Raw genomic sequence first — 21,549 nt, forward strand, 5'->3', positions numbered from 1 at the left:
CCTAGTGCCCTTGCGGGCCTGACACTGTTAAATAACGTCGTTAAATGACGTCGAAACGGGTGAACAGGCCGATCGCCACAATGGACGACACCCACACCAGCGCGACAATTACTGTGATTCTGTTCAGGTTGCGCTCGGCAACCCCAGAGGAGCCGAGGTTTGATGTCACTCCCCCACCGAACATGTCGGAGAGGCCACCACCGCGGCCTTTATGCAACAAAATCATCAGGGTCAGCAACAGACTGGTGAGCGCCAGTATTACCTGGAACACCACGAAAATGATTTCCACGGTCACCCTTCCTCTTTCGACCAGTCACTTAGTCTACGGGGTTTCGCCCAAGGGCTAGTCGATTGTGACGTGCTTTTCGAATTGCGCGATGGCGGCAAATTCTTCCGAGTCGAGACTTGCCCCTCCCACCAGGGCGCCGTCCACGTCAGCGCCCCTCATAAAGCCGGCAATGTTGCTGGATTTCACGGAGCCACCGTAGAGGATTCGTGTGCGATCCGCCTGCTCGTCGCCGTGGAGGGTGCGAATAGTGTCACGCAACACTCCGCAGACCTCTTGGGCTTGCTCCGCAGTTGCCGGTGTGCCACTACCAATAGCCCATACCGGTTCGTATGCCACCACAATCTCGTCCTCAGCAGAGATTCCCTCTAACACTGCAGTGAGCTGTGCAACGGGTACCGCACTCTGGCCGACCGTTTCCAAATCCTCCGCGGTTTCTCCCACACACAACACAGGGGTGAGAGAGTGACGCAGGGCAGCCTGGACTTTCGCCAGACACACCTGATCGGTTTCGCTGTGGTTGGCGCGGCGCTCTGAGTGGCCGACGAGGACGTAGTCGCAGGCCAAAGCTTTCAGGAAAGACCCGGAGATGTCCCCCGTGTGTGCACCGGAATCGTGCGCCGAGAGGTCTTGGCCGCCCAGAGAAAAATCGAGCTTGTCAGCGGCAATCAGGGTTTGAACAGAGCGAAGGTCAGTGAATGGCGGAAACACCGCCACCTCTACCGTGTCCGACTGGAAGTTGCGGTCTTTAAGCGTCCAGGCCAACTTTTGCACCAGAGCAATCGACTGCAGGTGGTCCAAGTTCATCTTCCAGTTTCCGGCAATCAGTGCACGCCTGGCCGCTGTGGTGCCTACCATCCCAGTACCTTCAATCCGGGAAGTGTCTTCCCCTCGAGAAACTCCAAACTTGCCCCACCGCCGGTCGAGATGTGACCAAACTGGTCATCATCAAAACCGAGACGTCGGACTGCGGCGGCGGAATCGCCGCCGCCCACCACACTCAACCCGGCCACTTCAGTCAGTGCCGCAGCAACCGCACGGGTTCCGTGGGCAAACGCGTCAAATTCAAAGACGCCCATCGGACCATTCCAAAACACGGTGCGCGAAGACGCAATAATTTCGGCAAAGTGCTGCGCGCTGTCGGGACCAATATCGAGGCCGATGGCATTCTTTCCTGCCGGCCCAGACTCCAACTGGTCGATGGGTAGGACGGTTGAGGGCGCATCCGCAGCAAACGATTCGGCCATCACAATGTCTGTGGGTAAGACGATGTCAACACCCAGTTCGCTGGCTCGACTCAGATAGCCCTTTACGGTCTCGATTTGGTCGGCTTCAAGAAGACTCGAGCCGGTGGCGTGACCTTGTGCTTGGAGAAGGGTGAAGACCATCCCTCCACCGATCACCAGCTTGTCGACGACGGGTAATAACGCGTCAATTACGCCAAGTTTGTCGGAGACTTTCGAGCCGCCGAGCACGACGGTGTAGGGCCGCTCGGGATTGGATCTAAGGGCTTCTAGGACCTTCACTTCGGCTTCGATCAGCAGACCAGCCGATGAGGGCTTCGCCTCCACCAGTTCCACGACGCTCGCCTGAGGGCGGTGGACGACTCCAAAACCGTCGCTGACGACACAGTCGAGTGGTGCTGCCAGCTCTTCGGCGAAGGCTCGACGTTCCTCGGTGTCCTTAGACGTTTCACGAGCGTCAAACCTCAGGTTTTCAACCAACACAATGTCCCCAGCTGCCACCTCCGACAGAGCGGACTGGACCTCCGCGCCGGAGACCTGGCTCACTGCCTTCACAGAGCCCGACCACAGCTCCTGCAGCCGTTTCGCGACGGCAGCCAACGAGTATTTTTCGTCTGGCTTTCCATCCGGGCGACCCAAATGGCTCATGACCACCATCTTGGCTCCGCGCGCGGCCAATTCCCTTAGTGTCGGAAGGGCCGCGTGAACCCGACCGTCATCGGTAATTTCCCCATCTTTCAGGGGAGTGTTTAAGTCAAGTCGCACCCCCACCACAAGGCCCTCGAGGGAGCCAAGGGTGTCAATCCCGCGAAGACCCACTAGGACAGGCGGGCGCCGACGTAACTGGCGAGGTCAACCAGGCGGTTGGAATATCCCCACTCGTTGTCGTACCAAGAGCTGACCTTCACCTGGTTGTCGATTACGCGAATCAGGCCTCCGTCAACAATCGAGGAGAACGGGTCGCCCACGATGTCTGAGGACACAATCGGATCGTCGGTGTACCGCATGACTCCCGCCATGGCGCCCGTGTCGGAGTGCGAACGATAAAGCTCTTGAATCTCGTCCACACTGATGGTTTTTGCGACATCCACCGTGAGGTCAGTAATGGAGCCTGTGGGAACGGGGACGCGCAAGGCAAATCCGTCGAGTTTTCCCTTCAGCTCTGGCATGACCAGGCCAATCGCTTTCGCAGCACCCGTTGAAGTGGGCACCACATTCACACCGGCAGCCCGGGCACGGCGCAAATCACTGTGAGGACCATCCTGCAGGTTCTGATCGGCGGTGTAGGCGTGGACTGTGGTCATCAGTCCACGCTCAATACCCACCGCGTCGTGGAGCACCTTGGCCATTGGAGCGAGGCAGTTGGTCGTGCAGGACGCGTTGGAGATGATGTCGTGTGCAGCGGGGTCATAATTCTCGTGGTTCACACCCATCACGACCGTGATGTCTTCTCCGCTGGCTGGTGCGGAAATAATGACCTTCTTCGCACCCGCGTCGAGGTGGGCTTTCGCTTTGTCGGCGGAGGTGAAGAAACCCGTCGATTCGATGACAATGTCGACACCGTGAGCGGCCCAAGGCAGCGCCCCCGGGTCACGCTCGGCGTGGACGGCGATTTTCTTTCCCCCGACGACCAGGTGGTTTCCCTCTACCGCGACTTCCTGGTCCAGTCGTCCGGAGACTGAGTCATATTTCAGGAGGTGTGCGAGAACACTCGGGTCGGTCAAATCGTTAACGGCAACGATGTTGATGTCTTGGCCGGACGCCAATGCGGCCCGGAAGAAACTTCGACCAATCCGACCAAAGCCGTTAATTGCGACGGTGACTGACATTAACTCTCCAAAGGTTAGAACTGAACGGGGTGTGATAACTACTCAGGTTTAGGACAGTAGCAGGGCCTGTCCGCTGGCTCCACGGGCAGCCGCGAGGCGGGCTGCCACATTTTCCCAGTTGACGATGTTCCAGAACGCGGCGACGTAGTCACCTTTAACGTTTTGGTAGTCCAGGTAGAACGCGTGCTCCCACATGTCCAACTGGAGCAGTGGAGTAGTGCCTTGGGCTGTGTTGGCTTGCTGGTCGAAGAGCTGCTGGACGATGAGCTGCTCGCCGATGGGATCCCAGGACAATACGGCCCAACCCGAACCTTGAATACCCATTGCTACGGCACTGAAGTGCGCGGTGAATTTTTCGTAGGAACCAAAGAACTCGTTGATGGCCGCTTGGATTTCCCCTTCAGGTGTCGCGGGGCCGTGACCTTGCATATTGGTCCAGAAAATCGAGTGGTTGACGTGTCCACCAAGGTGGAAAGCCAAGTCCTTCTCCAGCTTGTTAATCGCACCGAAGTTAGCGGATTCGCGGGCTTCGGCCATCTGGGCGAGAGCATTATTTGCCCCGTCCACGTAGGCCTTGTGGTGTTTGCTGTGGTGAAGTTCCATGATTCGCGCCGAGATGTGAGGCTCGAGGGCGGAATAGTCGTAGGAAAGTTCAGGCAGGGTGTAAGCAGCCATGATGTCCTCTCTGGTTTGTGTCTCTTTAGTCTAAGCAGGGTCGCGACCAGGCGACACCGAATTCACCAAATGGTCAGTATCCGACGTAGTCGCTAGGCACACTCGCCAAGGTTCCAGGAACACCGAGCTCTTCAGCGCGCTTGTCTGCCATTGCCAGTAAGCGTCGAATCCGTCCAGCAACCGCATCTTTAGTTAACGGCGGGTCGGCAAAATGGCCCAGTTCATCCAGACTTGCCTCGCGGTGATCCAGACGAAGTCGCCCCGCGTACAGCAGGTGGTCGGGTACTGAATCCCCCAGTAGTTCTAGGGCACGCTCCACCCGAGCACAGGCCGCAACCGCTGCCTGTGCTGAGCGACGCAGGTTAGCGTCATCAAAATTCACCAGCCGGTTCGCGTTCGCACGCACTTCCCTTTTCGCGCGGAGCTCTTCCCACATCCCCATCGCGTCGGTAGCGCCCATCTCCCGAAGTAGCTGGGACATCGAGTCAGGCTCGCGCACGATAACCCGTTGCGCCATGCGCACTTCGCGGGCTTTGGCTTGAACGTTGATGCGTTGAGCAAGGCCGACCATGGCGATCGCTGATTCACCGGTCGGTGCGATGAGTTCAATCGCCGACGAGCGTCCTGGTTCGCTCAGTTGCCCCCGTGCTAAGAACGCCCCACGCCAGATGGCGGGTACGTCACCAATGGCGCTGGTGGTCAACTTATTCGGTAAACCTCGCACTGGGCGAAGCCGCTGGTCGAGAAGGCCCATTTGGCGGGCAAGGATGTCGCCGCCTTGGCGAACCCGGACGACGTAGACGGGGTGTTGACGTTGGGCCGAGGGCTGCAACACCGCCGCGTCGGTACTAAACCCCAACAACTCAAGAAGCTCCCTGCGAACCTTCTTCGCCGTTTCTTTGTGGGTCAGTTCCACCTCGACGGCGATGCTTCCCGAAATAACGTGCAGGCCGCCCGCGAAGCGAAGAATAGTGGCCAGTTCGGCCAGCCGAGCCGACTGTGTGGGTGCCACAATTCGGACGATGTCGTCCTTCACGGCAACCGTCAATTCGTCAACACTCACAGGGTTACTCCCGTCCTACATCGCGGTGTTTGACCGACACCCGCACATCGGGCCACTCTTCCAAAAGCTTGCCGACCGTTTCTGCGGTGGACACTGATCGGTGTCGTCCGCCGGTGCAGCCGATCGCTAACGTGGCAAATCGTTTGTTTTCTTCGCCGTAGCCCGTGAGGACTGCGCGCAGGGCCTGCAATTGTGAATCGATAAACGTGTCAGCCAGGTCTCCGTCTAGGACAAATTCTTGAACCTCTTTGTCCAAACCGGTGCGGTCCTTGAGTTCTGGCGACCAGTAGGGGTTGCGCAAGAACCGCATATCCCACACCATGTCGGCATCACTGGGCAGTCCGTATTTGTAGCCGAAACTTAATACCGTGAGCGCGATGCCCGGTGAACCTTCCCCGGAAAACCGCTCACCAACAGTGTTGGTCAGTTGGTGGACGTTCAAATCGGTGCTGTCTATGACGACATCGGCCCGCTCACGGATCGGGCGCATCAGGTCCCGCTCTTTATGGATGCCGTTGAGAATGGTGCCATCCGCTTGGAGGGGGTGTGGCCTTCTTACCTGTTCGAAACGGCGAACCAGGACGTCATCGCTGGAATCCAGAAACACGACCGTGACCCCGACACGGTTTCCCAAGTCCAGGATCGCTTCGCGGGCGTACTCAAAAAATTGGCCACCCCGGACATCGACAACACAAGCCACTCGGTTGAGACCGTGCTCAGGCAAACTGGCCAACTCGATAAACGGTTTCAACATTTGGGGTGGAAGGTTGTCGACGACATACCAGCCCTGGTCCTCTAATGCGTTGGCAGCCGTTGAGCGACCCGCTCCGGACATGCCCGTGAGGATTAAGACCTCACCGCTCGAGTCCGCCTGAGTCATGTACCCCAAAATCCCTTACATTCCGCAATGGTTAGGCCTTCATCGTAGTGCCCCGGGGTGGTCCCACTTTGCGCTGTGTGGGGGCATACACCCGCCTTAACCGTGGAGTGAGGTAAAAATCGTCTGGGCAAGTTTTTTTCCCACGCCGGGCACCTTTTGGAGGGTCTCGACATCGGCCGTTCGCACTTGGGCAACCGAACCAAAGGTTTTTAGGAGAGCATTAGCCATCGCCTCCCCCACGCCGGGAATATCGACCAATTCGCTTTTCAACGAACGTTTTCTGGTGGAGCGCTGGTAGCTGATAGCTGCGCGGTGTGCTTCGTCACGCACTCGTTGAAGCAGGAAGAGCGCTTCGCTGCTGCGGGGCAAAATGACGGGAAAGTCTCGGCCCGGCAACCACACTTCCTCTAAGCGTTTTGCGAGACCACACACGGCAATGTCCATGCCGGAGTCATCCAGGGCCCGTTTCGCCGCGTTGACCTGGGGCTGACCGCCATCAATCACCAGTAGCCCTGGCGGATAGGCGAAGCCGCTTTTTTGGCGCGGCCCGTCTTGTTCACCCGCAGCCTCAACGGATCCCTCTTGGAGTCGCCGAAGGCGCCGACTCACTACTTCGTAGATTCCTGCCGTGTCATCTTGGGGCGCATCGAGAGCGAACTTCCGGTAGTGATCCTTCCGGGGAATGCCGTCTTCAAACACGACCATTGCGGCAACAGGGTTCTCTCCACCCAAGTGGGAAACGTCGAAACATTCGATGCGCAGTGGCGCTTCCGGCAGGCCCAGCGCCTCACCCAGTTCTGCCAGCGCAGCGGAGCGTGCCACAACATCTGTTGAGCGTTTGGAGAGGAAGGACTGCAGTGTTTGTCGGGCATTGATGCGAACCGTCTCCGCCAGCGAAGCAAGGTCACCACGTTTAGCGACCCGGATTTCGACTCCCCCGCGCTCACCCTGTTCCTGGCGCACCTGGCCGAGGCGCTCCTGCCACACACCGTGACTCTCCGGTAGCCGGGGAAGGGCAACCACCCGTGCTGGTGGAAACGAATCGTCAAACCCGTCGCGCAGGAGCGTTTCGATCAACTCCGCCTCGCTCAAGGGCTCCTCCCCATCAAGAACCCAGCCTCGGGCTTGGCGGATACGCCCTCCTCGAACCCGAAAGACGTAGGCGGCGGCGTGGAGGTCATCGGTGGCGATACCAAAAATATCCGCATCAACTGCCTCATCGAGCACCATGGTGTTTTTCACCATGATGGTTTCGATGGCGTCAATACGGTCACGGAGTTTGGCGGCTTTTTCAAAATCGAGACGCTCAGCGGCTTGAATCATGTCGTAGCGCAGGGTGTCGAGGACGCGATCGTCTTTGCCGTCCATGAACGCCGCAAGCCCCAGAGCGAGAGCTTTATGCTCCTCCGGGCTTACCCGATCCACACACGGGGCAGCGCATTTGCCGATGTCACCGAGAAGGCAGGGGCGTGCTTGGCGCTTGGCTCTTCGGTACACACTTTGGGTACACGAACGCACCGGAAATGCTCTCAGTAGCGTGGAGAGGGTGTCTTTTAGGGCCCAGGAGTTGGCGAAGGGCCCAAAATACTTAGCGCCCTTGATGTCTTTTCGACGTGAGAGGAACACGCGGGGAATATCATCTGAGACCGTCACCACCAGGTAGGGGTAGGACTTGTCGTCCCGAAAACGGATGTTGAACTCTGGCTGGTACTGCTTAATCCAGGCGTATTCGAGTTGCAAAGCGGCACGCTCGGTTTGGACTACCGTCCAATCAATCGAACGAGCGGTCTGAACCATTCTTCTCGTCCGGTCAATCAGACGCTCAGGGCTCACAAAGTAACTGGTGACCCGATTTCGAAGATTTTTGGCTTTGCCCACATAGACGACGGTCCCTTTTTCGTCCAGGAACCGATACACCCCCGGCTGTGTGGGGATGTCCGCGGTGCGTGGACGCCAGGGGGCGATCAAACTCACGGTGTTCTAGCCATCGCCTCTCGCAAAAATTTGCCGGTGTGCGAGGCTTCAACGGCGGCGACTTCCGTGGGGGTTCCCTCAGCGACGACTTGCCCACCTCCGGCACCCCCTTCTGGTCCGAGGTCGATAATCCAGTCGGCGGATCGGATGACGTCAAGGTTGTGTTCGATCACAATCACGCTGTTGCCTTTGTCGACAAGCCCCTGGAGTACCACGAGGAGCTTTTTGACGTCGTGAAAGTGCAGGCCTGTGGTGGGCTCATCCAGCACGTAGATGGTGCGCCCCGTGGAGCGACGCTGTAATTCGGTGGCCAGTTTGACGCGTTGGGCTTCCCCACCGGACAGGGTGGTAGCCGCTTGTCCTAGTCGCACGTAGCCCAGTCCAACATCGACAAGTGTTGCCAGGAATCGGTGGATCGAGCTGATGGGTTCGAAAAAGGTCGTCGCCTCTTCGATGGGCATATTCAGCACATCGGCAATGGTTTTGCCCTTGTAGTGCACCTGCAATGTCTCCCGGTTATACCGCGCTCCGTGGCACACCTCGCAAGGAACGTACACATCGGGGAGGAAGTTCATTTCGATGGTGATGGTGCCATCGCCCGCACAGTGCTCGCACCGTCCACCCTTGACGTTGAAACTGAAGCGGCCTGGGAGGTAACCCCGCATTTTGGCCTCTTGGGTTTCGGCAAAGAGGGCACGAATTTTGTCAAAAACGCCGGTGTAGGTGGCCGGGTTTGACCGAGGCGTGCGGCCAATGGGGGCTTGGTCGACGTGGACGATTTTGTCGAGGTGTTCCACACCTTCGATGCGTGTGTGCTTGCCGGGTACGTGGCGGGCCTTGTTGAGCCTATTAGCCAGAGAGCGATACACAATGTCGTTGACCAGAGACGACTTTCCCGAACCACTCACACCCGTGATGGCACACAACACACCGAGCGGCAGTGTCACGTCAATGGTGCGCAGATTGTTTTCCCGGGCACCCACGACCTTAAGGACTCTTTCCGGATCGATGGACCGAATGTCGCGAGGCTCCACCACTTGCCACGCCCCGGAGACATATTTAGCCGTCAGGGATTTCTTCTCGGAGGCGAGTTTTGACACCGGACCGGAGTGGACAATGTAGCCGCCGTGTTCTCCCGCCTCGGGGCCGATATCCACTAACCAGTCCGCGGTACGAATGGTGTCCTCATCGTGTTCCACCACGATGAGGGTATTGCCGAGATCGCGAAGGGTGATCAACGTGTCAATCAGACGGTTGTTGTCTCTCTGGTGAAGACCGATGCTGGGTTCATCCAACACATAGAGCACACCGGTCAACCCGGAGCCGATTTGGGTGGCCAGCCTGATGCGCTGTGCTTCACCACCTGAGAGGCTTCCCGCGTTTCTGGCCAAGGTGAGGTAGGACAAGCCCACTTCCAGCAGGAAGTTCAGGCGGGCCCTAATTTCTCGAATGATGGGCGCCGAAATGGAGTGGTCTTGTTCAACATCCTCCAGGGACACGATGAAGCCGAAACAGTCATCCAGGCTCATTTCGGACACTTCGGCAATCGATCGGCCCTGAACAGTAATGGCGAGCACTTCGGGTTTCAGTCTGGCCCCACCACACGACGTGCACGCGACTTCGCGGAGGTATTCGGCGTAGCGCTGTTTTGCCCAATCGGAATCTGTTTCTCGGTATTTGCGCTCGATGTAGGGCAAAACCCCTTCGAAACCGGTTGAATATTTCACGTCCCGGCCGTAGCGATTGCGCCACTTGACCACGACTTCGAAGTCGTTTCCCCTCAATACCGCTTCGCGGACGCTTTCCGGCAAATCCTCCCAGGGGGTGTCGAGAGAAAAGTCGAGGTCCTGAGCAAGGCTGCCCAAAAGGTTTGTGAAATACCCGTACAAGCCTTTACCGGCCTGTGTCCACGGCAAAATGGCACCCTGGGCAATAGACAGGCTGGGGTCGCCAATCACCATTTCGTGGTCGACCGCCATGGTGAAACCCAAACCTGAACAGGCTGGGCACGCCCCAAAGGGTGAGTTGAAGGAAAAAGTGCGGGGTTCCACTTCGCTTAGAGCAACGGGGTGACCGTTTGGGCAGCTGAGTTTTTCGCTCAGAAGCCTGGTCGCTTCCGGTCCTTCACGGTCCACAAACTGGATCCGTATGTTGCCTTCGGAGAGACCAAGGGCAGTTTCAAGCGAATCAACTAACCGTCCAGCAATATCTTCTCCGGTGACCAAACGGTCGACGATCACCGAAATGTCGTGCTTTCTTGTCTTGGCTAGTTTCGGCGGGCTTGCCAGTTGAATCTGCTCGCCATCGACAATCGCCCGGGAATAGCCGCTGGCCTGCAGGCTGCTGAAAAGGTCCACAAACTCGCCCTTGCGTTGACTGACGACGGGGCTCAAGACGAGAAACCGCTCCCCTGCCTCGAGTGTCATGAGTTGGTCGGCCATCTGTTGCACCGTCTGGCGGACAATAGCTTCACCACACTCCACACAGTGTGGTTGCCCGGTTCGAGCAAACAGGAGACGCAGATAGTCGTGAATTTCGGTGATCGTCCCGACCGTCGAGCGGGGGTTACGGTTGGTGGACTTCTGGTCGATCGATACCGCGGGGCTTAGTCCCTCGATGACGTCGACGTCGGGGCGGTCTACCTGCCCCAGAAACTGCCTGGCATAGGCAGAGAGTGATTCGACATAGCGGCGTTGACCTTCAGCAAAAATGGTGTCGAATGCCAGGGAAGACTTTCCTGAGCCCGACAGGCCGGTGAAGACCACCAAAGCATTTCGGGGAATGTCGACATGCACATCACGCAGGTTGTGGACCCTTGCGCCCTGTACGGAAATGACTTGGTCGGTTCGGGGCTTCTCGATAGGCACGCTTTAGTTTAAGTAGTTCTCTCTGTGCCTTCGGTTAGTAGGGGGCTTTACCTACTGGCATGTTCGGTCATTTCTCGAAGTTCGCGCTTCAATTCAGCGACTTCATCGCGCAGCCGGGCCGCCAATTCAAACTTGAGCTCTGACGAGGCTTGCATCATCTGATCAGTGAGTTGTCGAATCAACGCCGGAAGTTCTTCGGTTCCTGCCACTGCCCGCATCACTGGTGTTTCCGATTCCGCCTGACCCACCAATTCGTCGGTGTCCGCGCTTTCACGGACGAGTGCTGCGGTAATGTCACCGATTTTCTTCCTCAACGGGGTGGGATCAATACCGTGTTCGGTGTTGTAGGCCACTTGAATTTCGCGGCGACGATTGGTTTCCCCTATGGCAAACTTCATCGAATCGGTCATCGTCTGGGCGTACATGTACACCTCGCCTGACACGTTTCGTGCGGCGCGCCCAATGGTTTGAATCAGTGATGTGTGGGAACGCAAAAAGCCCTCTTTATCGGCATCAAGAATGGCCACCAGGCTCACCTCGGGCAGGTCGAGACCTTCTCGCAACAGGTTGATCCCCACAAGCACGTCATACACACCGGCACGCAGTTCGGTGAGCAGCTCCACTCGTCTCAACGTGTCGACGTCTGAGTGTAGGTAGCGCACACGCACCCCTGCGTCATCGAAAAAGTCGGTGAGGTCTTCAGCCATCTTCTTGGTCAACGTGGTGACCAGTACTCGCTCATTTTTCTTACTGCGTTTCCGGATTTCCTCCAGAAGGTCGTCGATTTGGCCGGTTGCGGGCCGGACCTCAACTTTCGGGTCGACCAAACCGGTGGGACGGATAATTTGTTCGACCACGCCGTCGGAGACTTCCCGCTCATAGGCGGCCGGTGTTGCCGAGAGATACATCCGTTGACCGGTGCGCTCCAAAAACTCATCAAAACGCAGCGGTCTGTTGTCCATGGCGCTAGGTAGTCGGAAACCGTGCTCGACGAGGGTGCGCTTTCTGGACGCATCACCTTCATACATTCCCCCGATTTGGGGAACGCTAACGTGGGATTCGTCGATGACGGTGAGGAAATCATCGGGAAAATAATCCAGTAAACAGTTGGGGGGCTCCCCGGGGCTGCGCCCATCAATGTGGCGCGAATAGTTTTCGATTCCGGAACAGAAACCGATCTGCTCCATCATTTCGAGGTCATAGGTGGTGCGCATTCGAATCCGCTGAGCTTCCAGCAGTTTTCCTTGCTTCTCAAACCAGGACACCCGATCTTCCATCTCTTCACGGATGGTGCCGATGGCGCGCTTCATTGTCTCCGGTGATGCGGCGTAGTGGGTTGCCGGAAAAACGGACACGCTATCGACAACGTGGAGTACTTCTCCGGTGAGGGGGTGCAGCGAACTTAAAGATTCGATTTCATCGCCAAACATTTCTATCCGTAGGGCGAATTCCTCGTACACGGGGATGATTTCCACGGTGTCACCGCGCACCCGGAAGGTGCCGCGGAGAAACGCCACGTCGTTTCGTTGGTACTGCATGCCGACAAAGGCGCGCACCAGGGCGTCGCGGGAAATTCGCTGGCCCACATGCAGCGCCAGCATGGCCTCCAAATATTCCTCGGCGGCACCTAAGCCATAAATCGCAGACACCGTCGAGACGACAATGACGTCTCGACGGGAAAGAAGCGAATTGGTGGTGGAGTGTCGAAGCCTCTCCACCTCAGCGTTGACCGACGAATCCTTCTCAATGAAGGTGTCGGTCTGTGGCACGTAGGCCTCTGGTTGGTAATAGTCGTAGTACGACACAAAATATTCGACCGCGTTGTGCGGGAACATCTCCCGCAACTCGTTGGCAAACTGGGCCGCCAGGGTTTTATTGTGGGCCATCACCAGAGTGGGCCTTTGCAAACGCTCCACCAACCAGGCGGTCGTTGCGGTCTTGCCAGTTCCGGTCGCACCAAGGAGGGTGACGTCAGTTTCACCAGCCTGCAACTTGCTGGCGAGTTGATCGAGGGCACGAGGTTGGTCACCGCTTGGTGTGTAGTCAGAGACCACCTCGAAGGGCCGGACAGATCGTGTTGCTTCCACAGCCTTGAGGTTACTCCCCGGCGATGGGCAACACGTGGGCGATGTCGTCAAGCCGATCGGGCCAGTACTCCCACAAGCCTCTGGCCAGCTGGCGTGCCGCTTCTTTCGTCGTTTCGACATCACCACCGGCGTCGAGTAGAACATCCGCGATTTCTCGGCGCGCTTCGTCACTTGCCTGCGACTTAATCCGGGCAGTGGCCGTTTCTTCGCTCATCTGCCGATGCTGGACTAAGCGATCGCGCCGCACGCTGTCTGGTGCGTCGACGACAACGACAAGGTCGAATTCTTTCGCCCGTTGCCCCTCGGCCAACAGCGGTACGGCGTAGACCAAGGGAATATCGGGATGAGCCGCCTCGTGAGCCCGAAAGAGAGCCGTAGAGCGCTCCCATACGGCTGGGTGCACCAGAGAATTCAGTGTGGAACGGGCCGCTTCGTCGTCGAACACAATGTGGGCCAACGCCTCACGGTTCAATGCTCCTCCAGGGGTGAGGACTGAAGGGCCAAAGTGTTCAGCGATGGCACCCAACACGCTTTCGCCGGGCGCCACGACATCACGGGCGACCTGGTCGGCATCAATTACCGCGATGCCTGTGGCCGCTAACACCTCGGTCACGGTGGTTTTACCCGCCGCAATTCCTCCGGTGAGAGCGACCACAGCCATACGCGCTAGTGATCCTTGCTGGCTGGGGCGAGATTACTCGCCAGAGCCGCTGAGCTTTTCGCGAAGCGCCGCCAGCGATTCATCGTCGGCGAGCGTACCTTGGTTCACCTCAGGTGCAGCTTCGGCCGCAGGGGCTTCATCATCCCCATCGGCTTCTGGCATCTCGACTGGCTGGATGACCATTGCGGCCATTTCGGCGACCTGCACCTTGTGAGCTTCCCAGCGGGCCTGCGCCGCACCGTATTCGCGCTCCCAGTTGGCGCGCTGCTCATCAAAGCCGTCTTTCCATTCGCCCGTTTCGGGGTTGAAGCCCTCGGGGTAAGTGTAGTTGCCTTGATCGTCATACTCGGTGGGCATTCCGTAGAGGGCAGGATCAAACTCTGTGCCTTCTGGGTCAACGCCCTCGTTCGCCTGCTTGAGCGAGAGGGAAATGCGACGACGCTCGAGGTCGATATCGATGATTTTGATGAAGACCTGTTGACCGGCAGAGACGACCTGTTCTGCCAAATCGATGTGCTTGTCGGAGAGCTCTGAAATGTGCACAAGACCTTCGATGCCGTCCGCGACACGCACAAAAGCACCAAAGGGAACCAACTTGGTGACCGCACCGGGTGCGATTTGGCCAATGGCGTGGGTGCGCGCGAAGAGCTGCCAGGGGTCTTCCTGCGTGGCCTTCAGCGACAGCGATACACGCTCCCTGTCCATGTCGACTTCGAGAACCTCGACGGTGACTTCCTGGCCCACTTCAACGACTTCGCTGGCGTGCTCAATGTGCTTCCAGCTCAGCTCGGACACGTGAACGAGACCGTCCACGCCGCCCAAATCAACGAAGGCACCGAAGTTCACGATGGACGAAACAACGCCCTTACGGATTTGGCCCTTCTCCAAGTTGGTGAGGAAGGAGCTGCGTGTTTCACTCTGGCTCTGCTCGAGCAATGCACGCCTGGAGAGGACCACGTTGTTGCGGTTCTTGTCCAGTTCAAGGATTTTGGCTTCAATTTCTTGCCCCAGGTAGGGGGTCAAATCGCGCACTCGGCGCAGCTCGATGAGCGATGCGGGCAGGAAGCCGCGGAGACCAATATCGACAATCAGTCCACCCTTGACGACCTCGATGACCGAACCAGTCACCACACCGTCTTCGTCTTTAATCTTTTCGACATCACCCCAGGCGCGTTCGTACTGTGCGCGTTTCTTGGAGAGAATCAGCCGGCCTTCTTTGTCTTCCTTCTGAAGAACCAGGGCCTCGATGGGGTCGCCGACAGAGACGACCTCGTTGGGATCCACATCGTGCTTGATGGAGAGTTCGCGGGAGGGAATAACACCCTCAGTCTTGTAACCAACATCGAGGAGAACCTCGTCGCGGTCAATCTTGACGACAGTGCCTTCGATGAGGTCGCCATCATTGAAAAATTTCAGTGTTTTTTCGACTTCGGCCAGGAAGTCTTCGGCGGAGCCGATGTCGTTGATTGCTACTTGCTTCGGGCCGGTGGTCGCGGAGGGTGTCATTCGGTAGGTGTTCTCTCGGGGGGTTATTCGGGCCGCGGGTTGTTTCCGCGGACGTGGACAGGATAAAGAAGCCCAATGGGCGACCCTTCAGTGTAGCCCGGGCCGCAATGGCCAGCAACCGCTAGTGCGCGGCCTGGTCCCAGTTTGGGCCGAAGCCGAGATTCACCTCGAGGGGAACGGCGAGCTCTGCAGCATTTTCCATCTCCGACGTGACCAGTGCTTCGAGTGCGGCACGCTCCCCCGGAGCGACATCAAAAATAAGTTCGTCGTGGACTTGTAGCACCATGGCTGAGGACATGGACTGATCACGCAGCTTCTGATCAATGGTGATCATGGCGCGCTTGATGATGTCGGCGGCTGTGCCCTGCATGGGCGCGTTCAACGCAGCACGCTCCGCGGCTTCGCGAGCCATCCGGTTCGAGGAGTTCAGTTCGGGAAAAGGTCGTTGTCGACCAAAAAGTGTCTCGGTGTAACCGGCTGTTCGGGCTGTCTCGACGACGTCTCGCAGGTAGTCGCGAACTTTCCCGAACCGCTGGAAATAGTCACTCATCAGCGTCTTTGCTTCCGATGGGGAAATCTGCAGCTGTTTGGCCAGGCCGTAGGCGGAGAGACCGTAGGCCAACCCGTAGCTCATCGCTTTGACTTTGGTCCGCATTTGGGGTGTCACGTCGTCTGGTTCGACCTGGAACACTTGAGCGCCCACATAGTTGTGGAGGTCTTCACCTCGCCGAAAAGCTTCGATGAGCGCTTCGTCACCGGAGAAGTGGGCCATGATGCGCATTTCGATCTGTGAATAGTCGGCAGTTAATAGACCTTCAGACTCCACACCGTGAACAAAAGTCGCACGAATCTCGTGCCCGATTTCAGTGCGGGCGGGAATGTTTTGCAGGTTCGGCTCCAGGGAGGACAGCCTCCCGGTGCTCGTGCCCGTCTGATCAAAAGTGGTGTGTAGCCGGCCGTCTTCGCCGACCGCTGTCGCGAGACCTTCGACGATTTGGTGGAGCTTGGTCTGATCTCGGTGGCCGAGCAGGGCATCTAAAAACGGATGAGGGTTACTTTCTTGAAGCTCTGCCAACGCCTGCTGGTCGGTGGAATAACCCGTCTTTGTCTGCCTGGTCTTTGGCATATTGAGCTCGTCAAAAAGCACACCCTGAAGTTGTTTGGGTGAGCCCAGATTCACCTCGTGGCCAATCGCTTCAAATGCCAATCGTTGATACTCGGCGGCTTCCCCGAGTAGTCGTGAATTGAGTTCTTCCAGCGCGGCGCGATTGGAGGCGATGCCGAGGCGTTCCATCTTCCACAAAATGGGAATCAACGGCAGCTCAACATCCTCGTAGACCGTTTTCTGGCTGGCGGCGAGGCTATCGCGGACCACCGGGTACACCCGATGTAACCACCAGGAATCCACCACACCTTCGTCACCAGTGTCCAGCAGTGTGTTGGGGTCAGCCGGAGCAGTCGACTCGCCGAGTTTTTCTTCCACCAGCTGGGCAAGCGTGGGGATTTTTCGACCCGGCATCATCATCCACGAGGCCACTCGAAGGTCGCCGTCGATTGTCTCTGGAGCGTCCCAGCCCGCCTCAGCAAGGTGATGCAGGTCCTGCTTTGCGTGAAGCCACCACCACTGCCTGTGTGGCTCGCGCAACGCGTGTTGAAGGGGAAGAGCATCTTTCGATCCGTGGGTGTGATGGACTGCGATCACCTCTGTGCCGTCTGAAAGGCCACAGAGCAGACCATGGGGCACTTCTCGCACCACAATGGCAAGCGGGTCAGTGTGTTTTTCCAACCAACGAGCAAGTTCTTCATCGAGCAGCGCCTGGGGCGCAGGGGTGTCTGAAGGTGGCGGCACATCCGCGGTAACAACTGAAGTATCGCCAGCGAGGGCGAGCACGCGCTCGGTGAGAGTGCGAAAACGCAACTGCCCAAAGATGCCCTTGACCGCTTCGGTGTTGATATTTCGTCGCTCAAGGTCGCTGGGGGTGACCGGAAGCTCAACGTCTTTCACGAGTGTGTTCAGTTTCCGGTTTCTGAGCGCCCGGTCCTTCTGCTCTCGGAGGTTGCCCCCCACGACGCCTGGAATGTCGTCGGCGTGTGCGAGGAGTTCATCCAATGATCCGTACTGGGTGATCCATTTGACCGCCGTTTTTTCACCCACTTTGTCAATACCGATCAGGTTGTCGCTTGTTTCTCCCACCAGTGCGGCAATGTCGGGGTATGACGCCGGTGGGATGCCGTAGCGCTCAACCACCGCGTCAGGGGTGTAGCGCTTCAATTCGGACACTCCCCTAGAGCTTGGGTAGAGGACTGTGACTTCTGGGGTCACCAGTTGCAGTGTGTCTCGATCGCCCGAGACGAGTAGCACTTTGAATCCGGATTCTTCGCCCTGGGCTGCCAGCGTCGCAAGGATGTCATCTGCTTCGTAGTCTTCTTTTTGGATGGTGTGAATACCCATCGCGTCCAGAGCTTTCTGCAGGAGCGGAACCTGGCCCACGAACTCAGGGGGTGTTTCGCCTCGGGTTCCCTTGTATTCGGGGTACTCCCTGGTCCTAAACGAATACCGTGACACGTCAAAAGCCACGGCAAGGTGGGTCGGTTTTTCGTTCTTCAACAGGCTCAGCAGCATGGACAAAAAACCGTGAATCGCGTTGGTGTGTTGGCCCTCCGGTGTCACGAAACTTTCTAGCGGCAGGGCATAAAAAGCTCGAAAAGCCAAGGAATGGCCGTCGATGACCATCAGAGTAGGCTGGGGCTTCGAATCCATCACCCCAGCCTATCCGGCCTCACCACTGCCACTGGAGATCCCCCGCATGACCGAATTTCCCGCCAACCTCGACCCGAAACTGATCGAAAGGTTGGTCACCACCCAAGGGGGCCAGCTGACTCAGAAAATGGGCATTGTGTTTGAAAAACTTACCGCGGAGGAATCGATTGCCACCATGCCGGTCGAAGGTAACCGTCAGGTGATCGGTTTACTTCACGGTGGGGCACACGTCGTCCTTGGAGAATCATTGGGTTCTCTATCGGCCGCGATTCACGCGGGGCCCGGACGGATCGCTGTGGGCATTGAAATCAATGCCAGCCATTCCAAGTCGGTCACTGAAGGTCTCGTCCACGGCCACTGTCGAGCTCTCAGCTTGGGCCGCACCCTAGCGACGCACGAAATTGTGATGACTGACGACTCAGGCAGAAGGCTTTCTACCGTGCGGATGACGAACTTCCTCCGGGACATGCCACAGGAGTAACGAGACAGATGGGCCCCGGTCAGAGCCCCTGGGCACACAGCGGTCGTTCATTAAGGTGCGTAACCCGCGCGTGATAACGAGCACGACTGGGCCTGAGGTTAACGACCTTCTGGGTTCTCCGCACGCGCCGCCAGCTGGTCGACGACCGTCTGGGCCACCTCCCGCATCGTCAGCCGGCGGTCCATAGACGCTTTTTGGATCCAGCGAAATGCTTCCGGTTCGGTGAGGCCCATAGTGTCATTCAGGATCCCTTTCGCCCGGTCAAGAACCTTTCTGGTCTCCAAACGATCAGCCAAATCCGACACTTCATCTTCCAAGGCTTGGAACTGGGCAGCACGACTGAGGGCAATTTCGATGGCGGGTATTAGGTCATTGGGGCCAAAAGGTTTCACCACATAAGCCAAAGCGCCGGCTTCACTTGCCCGCTCCACCAATTCCCGCTGACTAAAAGCGGTCAACAGGACCACTGGAGCGATCTTTTCTTTCGCGAGAATTTCGGCGGCACTAATACCGTCCAGCAACGGCATTTTGACGTCCATGACGACCAGGTCAGGCCGGAGTTCCCTGGCCAACTCCACGGCTTTCTCGCCGTCAGCGGCCTCCCCCACGACCGTAAACCCGTTGTCGGTCAGAGTTTCGATGATGTCAATGCGAATCAAAGACTCATCTTCGGCAACCACGACGGTTCGCTCTGAAGATGGGCTCGGCGTCTGGTCAATCATGATTCAAGCCTAAGGTATCGTCTTAAGGACAGCGTAAGCGCTGGAGCCGGATTGGCGGAATGGCAGACGCGGAGCACTCAAAATGCTTTGTCCGAAAGGGCGTGTGGGTTCAAATCCCACATCCGGCACCCCACCTGTGGTCACCGTATAGGCCATGTGCGGGTAACCCCCCTACGCACTAATTGGCGCATCTCACCCTGCCTACAGTTTCCCTCAGGGAGTCCGCCAGAAGGGCTCTCACCACTCTCCAACTCTTATGGAGACCGTCACGAGGAGACATATTACGTTGACACGACAGCCCTTCTGGTCCCGCAGAACACCCCCTCCGGGGAGCACCGCATCCCTTCCACGCTTGTTGGTGCACGCTCAAAGCCTTCGGAGGGGGTGGCCCACCTATGAGTGACACGCTTCAAATCATGCAGCTGGTCGATCAGATGGGCCGTGGTAGGAGTCTCGACGACGTGTGTCGCCTTGTGATAGCCAGCCGTGCTGTGGGCCACACACTTGACGCCGCGTCTATCTTGGTGTGCAACGATGACGGGGTCTTACAAGAAAGAGGCCGCCACCTCGCCCCCGGCTCCCCCGCGGATTTTTCCCAACTGGAATTGACCTTCCCCACGCCGTTGGCCCTGGCACTTGCGCGTCCATGCTCGAGTACATTCCCGATCGATGCCTCGAACGTGCTGCACCCCGATATTTCTTTCCCCCTGCACGCTTCAGGGTTTGCCGGCGTGTGGATGCTGCCCCTATCGCTCTCCCACGAACCGTTTGCCCTCTTTTTGGGTTTCTCGCAGTCGTTAACAAAGCTGCCGACACTCAGCCGACACCACGAAGAGCTTTTCTCGTCTGCCCTCAAGTTGGCTATTCGACACCACAGTTGGCGCCAAGGCGCCACCACACATCCTCCACGGTTAGCGAGTTAGTTCCACCCCAGCCCGTTGGGGCACCCGCCCAGGCCAGGCCACGTTGTGGATCTACGCCGACCATCGACCCGGCTGTGTCGAAGCGAGGACCTGACGTTAGTGGTTTTGCCAAGCAGGTGCTTTACCGCCACTAGCGTCTCCCACGACGTGCACCCTCAGGTCATTGGTACTGCCGGGAATCCCAGGAGGGGAACCGGAAATGACGACAACTTTGTCTCCGACAGCCGCCCAACCCTCACCCAGGAGGACTTCATCGACTTGTCGATACATTTCGTCAGTGTGGGTCACACGTTCGATTGCGTAACTCTGGATACCCCAGTTGAGCGCCAGACGACGGCGAATCGAGTCCAGCGGGGTAAACGCCAGCATAGGAATGAGCGATCGGAGCCTGGACATTCTCCGCGCCGAGTCTCCCGACTCCGTGAAGATGCAGAGAAACTTTGCTTCGACAAAGTCGGCTACCTCTACGGCGGCGAGCGTGATGGCGCCGCCCTGCGTACGGGGTGTGGTTCCGAGCGGGGGAATTCGCTCTACACCGTGCTCCTCGGTGGAGGCCAGGATTCGAGCCATCACCTCAACGGTTTCGATGGGGTATTGGCCCACACTGGTTTCGCCGCTCAGCATCACGGCATCGGCGCCATCGAGCACTGCGTTGGCAACATCGGAGGTTTCTGCCCGTGTGGGGACCGGGCTGGAAATCATGCTCTCCAGCATCTGGGTAGCGACAATCACGGGTTTCGCCATCCGCCGAGCAAGCTCCACAGCGCGCTTTTGCACAATGGGTACTGTCTCGGGCGGTAATTCGACACCGAGGTCGCCGCGCGCGACCATGATGCCGTCGAAGGCATCAATAATCTCTTCCAGGGCGTCGACCGCCTGGGGCTTTTCGATCTTCGCAATGACTGGAAGTGTGATGCCCTCTTCGGCCATGATTTCGTGCACCCGCACGACGTCACTGGCGTTACGGACAAAGCTGAGCGCGACGTAGTCGATGCCCTGTCGAAGACCCCAGCGCAGGTCGGCTTCGTCTTTTTCTGACAGGGCAGGAACCGACACGGCCACTCCGGGCAGGTTGATGCCTTTGTTGTTGGAGACCATTCCGCCCACAATGACCTTGGTCACTACGGTGGTCTCGGTTTTCTCCAGCACCTCAAGGCGGACCTTTCCGTCATCAACCAGAAGGGTGTCACCGGGGCCAACATCCTGCGGGAGCCCCTTGAAGGTGGTCCCCACTAACTCCTTCGTTCCCGGAGTGTCTTCGATCGTGATGGTGAATGTGTCACCGGCTGCAAGCAGGTGGGGACCATCCGCAAAGGTTTCCAAGCGGATTTTTGGTCCCTGCAAATCGACCAACACACCAATTGGTTGGTCCTCGTCAGCTGCAGCACGCATCAGGTTCGCGTAGACCTCTTCGTGGACGGCGTGGCTGCCGTGGCTCAAGTTCAGCCTGGCCACATTGACACCCGCCCGAATCAGTGCCCGCAGCTGCTCGTAGCTGTTGCTGGCAGGCCCGAGGGTGGCGACAATTTTGGCACGGCGCATGACATCTCCCGATGCGAAGTAGAAGAAACGAACACCCCCAGCCTACGG

The 21,549-nt window shown here is 58.0% G+C and carries 17 protein-coding genes and 1 tRNA gene; 3 read left to right on the forward strand and 15 right to left on the reverse strand.

Going from position 1 to position 21,549, the window contains the following annotated elements:
- Nucleotides 1-40: 40 nt before the first annotated feature.
- The 13 genes from secG to polA form a co-directional block, all read right to left on the reverse strand.
- Nucleotides 41-289, reverse strand: coding sequence for a preprotein translocase subunit SecG (secG, locus tag C3B54_RS05220; RefSeq protein WP_104914284.1), 249 nt, complete (start codon nucleotides 287-289; stop codon nucleotides 41-43).
- Between the two features lie 54 nt (nucleotides 290-343).
- The gene (gene tpiA, locus C3B54_RS05225) at nucleotides 344-1,144 is read right to left on the reverse strand and encodes a triose-phosphate isomerase (protein ID WP_104913558.1); all 801 of its coding nucleotides are present in this window, start codon (nucleotides 1,142-1,144) and stop codon (nucleotides 344-346) included.
- A complete protein-coding gene (locus C3B54_RS05230; RefSeq protein ID WP_104913559.1) occupies nucleotides 1,138-2,349 on the reverse strand; it encodes a phosphoglycerate kinase in 1,212 nt (403 codons plus the stop codon). Before C3B54_RS05230 ends, tpiA begins: the two co-directional genes overlap by 7 nt.
- On the reverse strand, nucleotides 2,349-3,359 hold the full coding sequence (gap, locus tag C3B54_RS05235; protein ID WP_104913560.1) for a type I glyceraldehyde-3-phosphate dehydrogenase: 1,011 nt from the start codon (nucleotides 3,357-3,359) through the stop codon (nucleotides 2,349-2,351). The genes C3B54_RS05230 and gap overlap by 1 nt, the downstream gene beginning before the upstream one ends.
- Before the next feature lie 48 nt (nucleotides 3,360-3,407).
- Nucleotides 3,408-4,034, reverse strand: coding sequence for a superoxide dismutase (locus C3B54_RS05240; RefSeq protein WP_104913561.1), 627 nt, complete (start codon nucleotides 4,032-4,034; stop codon nucleotides 3,408-3,410).
- A 73-nt stretch (nucleotides 4,035-4,107) separates the two neighbouring features.
- Entirely contained in the window at nucleotides 4,108-5,097 is a 990-nt protein-coding gene (whiA, locus tag C3B54_RS05245) for a DNA-binding protein WhiA (RefSeq protein ID WP_245867807.1), read from the reverse strand.
- Between the two features lie 4 nt (nucleotides 5,098-5,101).
- Nucleotides 5,102-5,977 carry an RNase adapter RapZ gene (gene rapZ / locus C3B54_RS05250; protein WP_104913562.1) on the reverse strand — a complete coding sequence of 292 codons (876 nt, stop codon included), beginning with the start codon at nucleotides 5,975-5,977 and terminating at the stop codon, nucleotides 5,102-5,104.
- A gap of 96 nt (nucleotides 5,978-6,073) precedes the next feature.
- A complete protein-coding gene (gene uvrC, locus C3B54_RS05255; RefSeq protein ID WP_104913563.1) occupies nucleotides 6,074-7,951 on the reverse strand; it encodes an excinuclease ABC subunit UvrC in 1,878 nt (625 codons plus the stop codon).
- Nucleotides 7,948-10,818 carry an excinuclease ABC subunit UvrA gene (gene uvrA, locus C3B54_RS05260; RefSeq protein WP_104913564.1) on the reverse strand — a complete coding sequence of 957 codons (2,871 nt, stop codon included), beginning with the start codon at nucleotides 10,816-10,818 and terminating at the stop codon, nucleotides 7,948-7,950. The genes uvrC and uvrA overlap by 4 nt, the downstream gene beginning before the upstream one ends.
- 47 nt (nucleotides 10,819-10,865) lie before the next feature.
- Entirely contained in the window at nucleotides 10,866-12,905 is a 2,040-nt protein-coding gene (uvrB, locus tag C3B54_RS05265) for an excinuclease ABC subunit UvrB (RefSeq protein ID WP_104913565.1), read from the reverse strand.
- Nucleotides 12,906-12,915: 10 nt separating this feature from the next.
- Nucleotides 12,916-13,566 carry a dephospho-CoA kinase gene (gene coaE, locus C3B54_RS05270; protein ID WP_104913566.1) on the reverse strand — a complete coding sequence of 217 codons (651 nt, stop codon included), beginning with the start codon at nucleotides 13,564-13,566 and terminating at the stop codon, nucleotides 12,916-12,918.
- A gap of 33 nt (nucleotides 13,567-13,599) precedes the next feature.
- Nucleotides 13,600-15,072, reverse strand: a complete 1,473-nt coding sequence (rpsA, locus tag C3B54_RS05275; RefSeq protein ID WP_104913567.1) for a 30S ribosomal protein S1 — start codon at nucleotides 15,070-15,072, stop codon at nucleotides 13,600-13,602.
- Nucleotides 15,073-15,193: 121 nt separating this feature from the next.
- Nucleotides 15,194-17,833: a DNA polymerase I gene (polA, locus tag C3B54_RS05280; RefSeq protein WP_104913568.1), complete on the reverse strand. Its 2,640-nt coding sequence runs from the start codon at nucleotides 17,831-17,833 to the stop codon at nucleotides 15,194-15,196.
- On the opposite strand from polA, the gene C3B54_RS05285 reads away from it, so the two are divergent.
- Nucleotides 17,799-18,314, forward strand: coding sequence for a hotdog fold thioesterase (locus C3B54_RS05285; protein WP_425440300.1), 516 nt, complete (start codon nucleotides 17,799-17,801; stop codon nucleotides 18,312-18,314). The genes polA and C3B54_RS05285 overlap by 35 nt on opposite strands.
- Before the next feature lie 98 nt (nucleotides 18,315-18,412).
- Here C3B54_RS05285 and C3B54_RS05290 read toward each other — a convergent pair whose 3' ends face one another.
- Nucleotides 18,413-19,036 (reverse strand): ANTAR domain-containing response regulator, encoded by a 624-nt coding sequence (locus tag C3B54_RS05290; protein WP_104913570.1) that lies wholly within the window; start codon nucleotides 19,034-19,036, stop codon nucleotides 18,413-18,415.
- A gap of 45 nt (nucleotides 19,037-19,081) precedes the next feature.
- Here C3B54_RS05290 and C3B54_RS05295 point away from each other — a divergent pair.
- Nucleotides 19,082-19,164 (forward strand) — tRNA-Leu (locus tag C3B54_RS05295).
- A 267-nt stretch (nucleotides 19,165-19,431) separates the two neighbouring features.
- Nucleotides 19,432-19,959 (forward strand): hypothetical protein, encoded by a 528-nt coding sequence (locus C3B54_RS05300; protein ID WP_104913571.1) that lies wholly within the window; start codon nucleotides 19,432-19,434, stop codon nucleotides 19,957-19,959.
- A 96-nt stretch (nucleotides 19,960-20,055) separates the two neighbouring features.
- Here the strand turns inward: C3B54_RS05300 and pyk are convergent, their stop codons facing one another.
- Nucleotides 20,056-21,501, reverse strand: coding sequence for a pyruvate kinase (pyk, locus tag C3B54_RS05305; RefSeq protein ID WP_104913572.1), 1,446 nt, complete (start codon nucleotides 21,499-21,501; stop codon nucleotides 20,056-20,058).
- Between the last annotated feature and the right edge of the window lie 48 nt (nucleotides 21,502-21,549).

Origin of the sequence: Pontimonas salivibrio (genome assembly GCF_002950575.1) — a bacterium.
Taxonomy (GTDB): Bacteria; Actinomycetota; Actinomycetes; order Actinomycetales; family Microbacteriaceae; genus Pontimonas; species Pontimonas salivibrio.

Bases quoted from the DNA above. Each gene is read 5' to 3' on its own strand.
- rpsA (WP_104913567.1), bottom strand. From the start codon at position 15,072: ATGACACCCTCCGCGACCACCGGCCCGAAGCAAGTAGCAATCAACGAC.
- C3B54_RS05300 (WP_104913571.1), top strand. From the start codon at position 19,432: ATGAGTGACACGCTTCAAATCATGCAGCTGGTCGATCAGATGGGCCGT.
- coaE (WP_104913566.1), bottom strand. From the start codon at position 13,566: ATGGCTGTGGTCGCTCTCACCGGAGGAATTGCGGCGGGTAAAACCACC.
- C3B54_RS05240 (WP_104913561.1), bottom strand. From the start codon at position 4,034: ATGGCTGCTTACACCCTGCCTGAACTTTCCTACGACTATTCCGCCCTC.
- gap (WP_104913560.1), bottom strand. From the start codon at position 3,359: ATGTCAGTCACCGTCGCAATTAACGGCTTTGGTCGGATTGGTCGAAGT.
- tpiA (WP_104913558.1), bottom strand. From the start codon at position 1,144: ATGGTAGGCACCACAGCGGCCAGGCGTGCACTGATTGCCGGAAACTGG.
- rapZ (WP_104913562.1), bottom strand. From the start codon at position 5,977: ATGACTCAGGCGGACTCGAGCGGTGAGGTCTTAATCCTCACGGGCATG.
- C3B54_RS05290 (WP_104913570.1), bottom strand. From the start codon at position 19,036: ATGATTGACCAGACGCCGAGCCCATCTTCAGAGCGAACCGTCGTGGTT.
- C3B54_RS05285 (WP_425440300.1), top strand. From the start codon at position 17,799: ATGACCATCAGAGTAGGCTGGGGCTTCGAATCCATCACCCCAGCCTAT.
- pyk (WP_104913572.1), bottom strand. From the start codon at position 21,501: ATGCGCCGTGCCAAAATTGTCGCCACCCTCGGGCCTGCCAGCAACAGC.
- polA (WP_104913568.1), bottom strand. From the start codon at position 17,833: ATGGATTCGAAGCCCCAGCCTACTCTGATGGTCATCGACGGCCATTCC.